4 protein-coding genes are annotated in these 5,374 nt (G+C 72.0%); 1 reads left to right on the forward strand and 3 read right to left on the reverse strand.

Going from position 1 to position 5,374, the window contains the following annotated elements; translation table 11 throughout:
- Positions 1–676: SagB family peptide dehydrogenase (locus D7Y21_RS40085; protein ID WP_121718516.1), on the forward strand; the 676-nt coding region annotated here is incomplete at its 5' end.
- Between the two features lie 16 nt (positions 677–692).
- On the opposite strand, the gene D7Y21_RS40090 is transcribed toward D7Y21_RS40085, so the two are convergent.
- The 3 genes from D7Y21_RS40090 to D7Y21_RS43750 form a co-directional block, all read right to left on the reverse strand.
- Positions 693–1,106, reverse strand: a complete 414-nt coding sequence (locus D7Y21_RS40090) for a BMA_0021/BMA_0022 family TOMM bacteriocin (RefSeq protein WP_158627429.1) — start codon at positions 1,104–1,106, stop codon at positions 693–695.
- A gap of 1 nt (position 1,107) precedes the next feature.
- Positions 1,108–5,199 (reverse strand): TOMM system kinase/cyclase fusion protein, encoded by a 4,092-nt coding sequence (locus D7Y21_RS40095; protein ID WP_233612485.1) that lies wholly within the window; start codon positions 5,197–5,199, stop codon positions 1,108–1,110.
- Between the two features lie 8 nt (positions 5,200–5,207).
- The coding region (locus D7Y21_RS43750) for an ATP-binding protein (protein ID WP_370039926.1) at positions 5,208–5,374 on the reverse strand (167 nt) is incomplete at its 5' end.

Below are 5,374 nucleotides of genomic sequence, written 5' to 3' on the forward strand. Positions count from 1 at the left end.
CCTCAAGCCCACCGTGACCGAAGAGGTCGTGGAGCTGTACCGGCCGGACCTGGAGGCGCTGCGCGCGGGCGGCGACCGCTCCTTCACGGAGGTGCTGGAGGACCGCCGCAGCCTGCGAGGCCGGGGCGCCACACCGCTCACCGTGAAGCAGCTGGGCGAGCTGCTCTTCCGCGCCGCGCGCGTGCGCGACGTGCGCACCACGCAGGACGGCGAAATCACCGACCGGCCCTACCCCGGCGCGGGCGCGGCGTACGCGCTGGAGCTCTACCCCATGGTGGGCGAGTGCCAGGGCCTGGCCCCGGGCGCCTACCACTACGATCCGCTGGGCCACCGGCTGGAGAAGCTGAGCGGCCCCACGCCGGAGTTCCACGCGCTGCTGGACGAAGCCCGCTCGTCGGTGGAGCCCTTCGAGCGGCCAGAGGTGCTGATGGTGGTGGCCGCGCGCGTGCCCCGGCTCGCGTGGAAGTACGAGACGCTGGCGTACTCACTGGTGCTGCAGGACACGGGAGCGCTGGTGCAGACGCTCTACCTGGTGTCCACCGCGCTGGGACTGCGGCCCTACGCGCTGGGCCGGAGCGATCCGGACTTCTTCCAGCGCGTGGCGGGCGTGGACGGCTTCGGCGAGGCCAGCGTGGGCGCCTTCGCGGTGTCGGGGGGCGAGTCTCCGGACCGCTGAGCGCCCCCCGCGCCGTTCAGCAGCAGGGGCTGCCGCAGCAGTGCGAGCGGCCGTAGGTGTCAGTGAGGCTGGAGAGCGCCACGGCGTGGTCCGCCACGTCGGCCGGCTTCTTCGGCAGGTGCAGCTCCACCTCCGCGTTGTTCACCTTCCAGGTGCCGTCCGACGCCGCGTCCTTCGCGGTGGAGGGGACGACCTTCAGGTGGATGCTCGCGGGCAGGTCGAAGTCGAAGCGCTTCTTGAGGGCCTGACGGGGGTCCTTCTGGAGGGCCGCCTCGAACTCGGGCTCCTTCCACGCCAGCGCGACGGCGCGCATCCACACGGCCTGCCAGTCATTCACCGAGGACTTGGCCTCCGGGCCCCGCGTGGGCTTGCGCGCCACCGGACGGGCACGTGCGGGCGCGGCCTTCGACTCCGGCTTCTTCTTGCTCATGTCAGCGTTCTCCTCCCAGCGCATCCAACAACGCGCGGGCCTCCGAGACGGGCGGCGTCCCCCATCCTTCGGAGAACGTACTGTAGACCGTTTGCAGCCGTTGCCGGGCTTCTTCCTGTCGCCCGGATGCTTGGAGCACCCGCGCCAGGGCGGTGACGGCCTGCAGCTCCCGCATCCGCGCGCCCTGTGCGTGTGCCACCTCCGCCGCCTGCCGGAAGCACGTCTCCGCGGAGAGTGCAGTGTTTCCATCCCGCTGCAGCAGCACCCGGCCCTTGACGTGAAGCATCTTGGACTCGTGGTACGCCTCGCCCAGGGCCTGCGCGCGCTGCCGGCCGCGCTCCACGGAGGCGAGCGCCGCCTCCACGTGGCCCAGCTCCAGCTCCAGCTCCGCGAGCATGGCGTAGTACGCCGGCTGGTCCATCTCCGTACCGAAGGCCTCGCGCAGCGCGATGCTGCGACGCATCACCTCCAGGTCCTTCACGGCCCACGCGCGCAGGATGCCCACGTAGGCGGACTGCTCCAGCAGGCCGTAGCGGTGGGACAGCTCCGCGTGCTGGGAGATGAGCTGGAGCGCCTCCGTCCGGTCGCCGTGCTCCTGGGCAATCAGCAGCAGGTAGATGAACGACAAGCCGATGCTGGTGCCGTGGTTCAGCTCGCGGCCCCACGCCACCGCGGCCTCGCCGTGCGCCTTCGCCTGATCCGGGAAGCCGAGCAGCCACATCCCCCGGCACAGCACGGACTCGCCGCCCACGCGCGTGTCCTGTCCATAGAGGATGCGGTGCATCCGGTGCGCGACCGGGTCGAACAGCGACAGGCACCGGTCCGCCTTCGCCTTCGCCTCGCCCAGGCGGCCTTCCAGCAGCTCGATGTTGGAGAGGATGGTGAGCGCCACCGCCTCCTGGCCCGCGTCCCCGGTGCGCTGCGCGAGCGCGACCAGGCGGTCCAGCAGTCCGCGCACCCGGCGCTGATCACCTCCCAGGTGGTAGAAGATGGAGAGGACCCACAGCGTCGGGGCCGCGTAGGGGCTCTCCCCCACCGTGAAGAGCAGCTCCAGCGAGCGCTCGGCCACGTTGCGCAGGTCCTGGGAGCGCCAGCCCTGCGTGGACATCAGCGCCGGCGCGAGCACGCCGTTGAGGCTCAGCTCCAGCTGCGCGCGCTCCACCGGGTCGTCGATGGCGTCCAGCCACGACAGGCCCAGCCGGGCGAAGAGGATGGCCTCCAGGTAGGCGGAGCGCACCAGCGCGGCGAACGCGGCCTTCTGCGCGTAGAGGATGGCCTTACGCTTCAGGTTCGCTGCGGCCCAGTGGTGCGCGAGCAGATCCGGCCGCGACTCCACCTGTTCCTGGAAGTGCGCCTCCATCGCCTCCGCCGTCTTCGCGTGCATCTGCTGGCGGTACCGCTTGAGCATCGAGTCGTAGGCCGCGTCCCGCACCAGCGCGTGCTTGAAGAGGTACACGGGCCCCTTCGGCCGGCGCTTGCGGTGCAGCAGTCCCGAGCCCACCAGCCGCTCCAGGTCCGCCTCCAGCGCCTCGGGCGTCAGCGGGCTTACGTGGCGCAGGAGCTCATGCGTCAGCTCGCGGCCCAGCACGGAGGCGATCTGCGCGGTCTCCTTGGCGCGGCCCAGCCGGTCCAGGCGCGCGACGAGCAAGTCCCGCAGCGTGCCCGGCACCGAGGGGCCCGCCTTGCTGGCCTCCAACGCGAAGCGGCCCTCGCGCTCCACCAGCGCGCCGGACTCGCGCAGCGTGCGCACCAGCTCCTCCACGAACAGCGGGATGCCGTCCGTGCGCGTGGCGATCTCCTCCAACGCCTCTGGCGAGAGCGGGCCTCCCACGGCGGCGGTGGCCAGCCGCTCCACCTCCGCGCGAGCCAGCGCGCCCAGCTGCACCTGCGTCACCGCCGACGCGGCCCAGGGCGGCTCCAGCTCCGGCCGCGCGCTGAACACGGCGAGCAGGCGCGACGAGGACACCTCCTCCACCAGCGTCTTGAGCAGCTCCAGCGTGGACGGGTCCGCCCAGTGCAGGTCCTCCAGCGCCAGCACCACGGGCTGGCGCTCCGCCATCGCGGCGAGGAACGCGAGCAGCGCGTTGCGCGTGAGCTCCCGGTGCTTCAAGGGTGACACGTCCAGCGGCGCCCAGCGCTCCGGCGGCAGCGGCAGGGACAGCAGCGACGCGAACAGGGGCAGCGTCTCCGGCAGCTCGAAGCTGTAGCCGGACAGCAGCGCCTCCAGGCCCGTCAGCCGGCCCTCCGGAGGCAGGTCGCGGTTCGGGTCCAGCATCCGCGTGAGCAGGTCCACCACGGGGGCATACGCCTGTCCGGAGCTGTCCTCCGTGCAGCGGGACTCCAGCCACGTGTGGGGCTCCGCTCCCAGCCGGTCTCCCAGCTCGCGCATGAGGCGCGACTTGCCGATGCCCGGCTCGCCCGAAATCAGCACCACCTGCCCCTGCCCCGAGCGCGCCTGCTCCCAGCGCGACAGCACCAGGTCCAGCTCGCGCGAGCGGCCCACCAGCGTGAGCGCGTCGTCTGTGCCGCTCCACGTCGCGTCCGCGCCCTGGAGCACGAACGTCTCCAGCCCCGGGGGCAACAGCTCGCTCGGGGACGCGGGCGCGGGCTCCAACGGGAAGTGCTTGCGCACCAGCTGCTGCGTGTCGCCCGTGACGAGGATGGCGCCCGAAGGCGCGGAGGTGGACAGCCGGAAGGCCAGCTTCGGCGTGGTGCCCACCACGAAGCCCAGGCCGGAGAGCGTGGGGTCCCGCTGCTCGCGCGACACCACCAGGCCCGTGTGCAGGCCCACGCGGATCTCCACCCGCGTGCCGCGTTCGGCCTCGATGGCACGGCCGCGCCGCTTCACCTCCGCCACCATGTCCAGCGCCGCCTGCGCCGCGCGCCGCGCGTCGTCCTCCCGCGCCGCCGGATAGCCGAAGTAGAAGAGGACGATGTCGCCCAGCGCGCTGGCGATGTGGCCGTTGTAGCGCCGGGCGATCTCGATGCAGACCTCCTGCTGGGCGCCCAGCACGTGATCCAACTCCTCGATGTCCACCGGCCCCGGCGCCGTCTGCGTCGCGGACAGCGTGCAGCACACCACCGTCAGCTGGCGGCGCTCGCCCTCCGCCCACCGGCGCGAGCGCGTGGACAGGGCGTTGGGCGTGCGACTGGACACCTCCACCGTCGCCGTCTCGGCGTTGGGGGCGGCGGGCTGGATGCGCACGGGCGCGGGCCGGCGCGGCAGGTTGGACACGTCCACCGCCTCCAGCTGGCGCAGCAGCACCTCCGCGGACACGGTGCGCTGGGACGGGTCCTTCGCGGTGACACGCTGGAGCAGCTTGCCCAGCGGGTGCGCGGCGATGCCCGGCGGAATGGGCACCGGCTCCGAGGAGAGCTGCTGGAAGATGACCTCCGCGACGGTGGCGCCCTCGAAGATGCGGCGGCCGGTGAGGCACTCCAGGAACACCAGCCCCCACGCGTACAGGTCCGAGCGCGGCGTGGGCGCCTGCCCGCGAAGCTGCTCCGGCGCCGCGTACGACGGCGTGCCCAGCGATTCATTGGTGGACGTGATGCGCGGCTGCGCTTCCGTGCGCGTCAGCTCGTCCGTCACCGACCCGATGCCGAAGTCCAGCACCAGCGCGTTGCGACGGGCGCCGGTGGGCACGACCATGATGTTCGCGGGCTTCAGGTCGCGGTGCACCACGTTCTGCGCGTGCGCGCACGCCAGCGCGTCCAGCAGCTGGAGCATCAGGTGGCGCGCCTCCACCGGATCCAGCACGCCCTCGTCCGCGAGCACCTGCGCCAGGTTCTTCCCCGGCACGAACTCGAAGATGGAGTAGACGGCGCCGCCCTGCGCGCGACCGGAGTCGATGAGCCGCACGATGTTCGGGTGGTGCATCTGCGCGCACAGCTTCATCTCGCGCTCGAAGCGCGCGCTGCGGCGCTCCACGGACTCTGGCGTCGCGCCGTCCGTCAGGCGCAGGAGCTTCACCGCCACGTTCTGGCCGGTGGTCACCTGGCGGGCCTTGTAGACGCGGCCGAAGCCGCCCTCGCCCAGCTCCGACAGGAGTTCGTACCGGCCCTGGAAGGCTTCCAACAGCTGGGGATCCATGGGGTTCTTCATCGCGTTCCCGAGCCTCGCTCCATTGATGGCCGTCCCCCCCGCCTGGGCAGGGTGATGACGAACTCCGTGAACTCACCCGGCACCGTCTCCATGCGGAACGTGCCCTGGTGGCCCTGCACGATGATGTCATGGCTGAGTGACAGCCCCAGCCCCGTCCCCTGCC

Source organism: Corallococcus sp. AB045 (assembly GCF_003668895.1).
Taxonomy (GTDB): Bacteria; Myxococcota; Myxococcia; order Myxococcales; family Myxococcaceae; genus Corallococcus; species Corallococcus coralloides.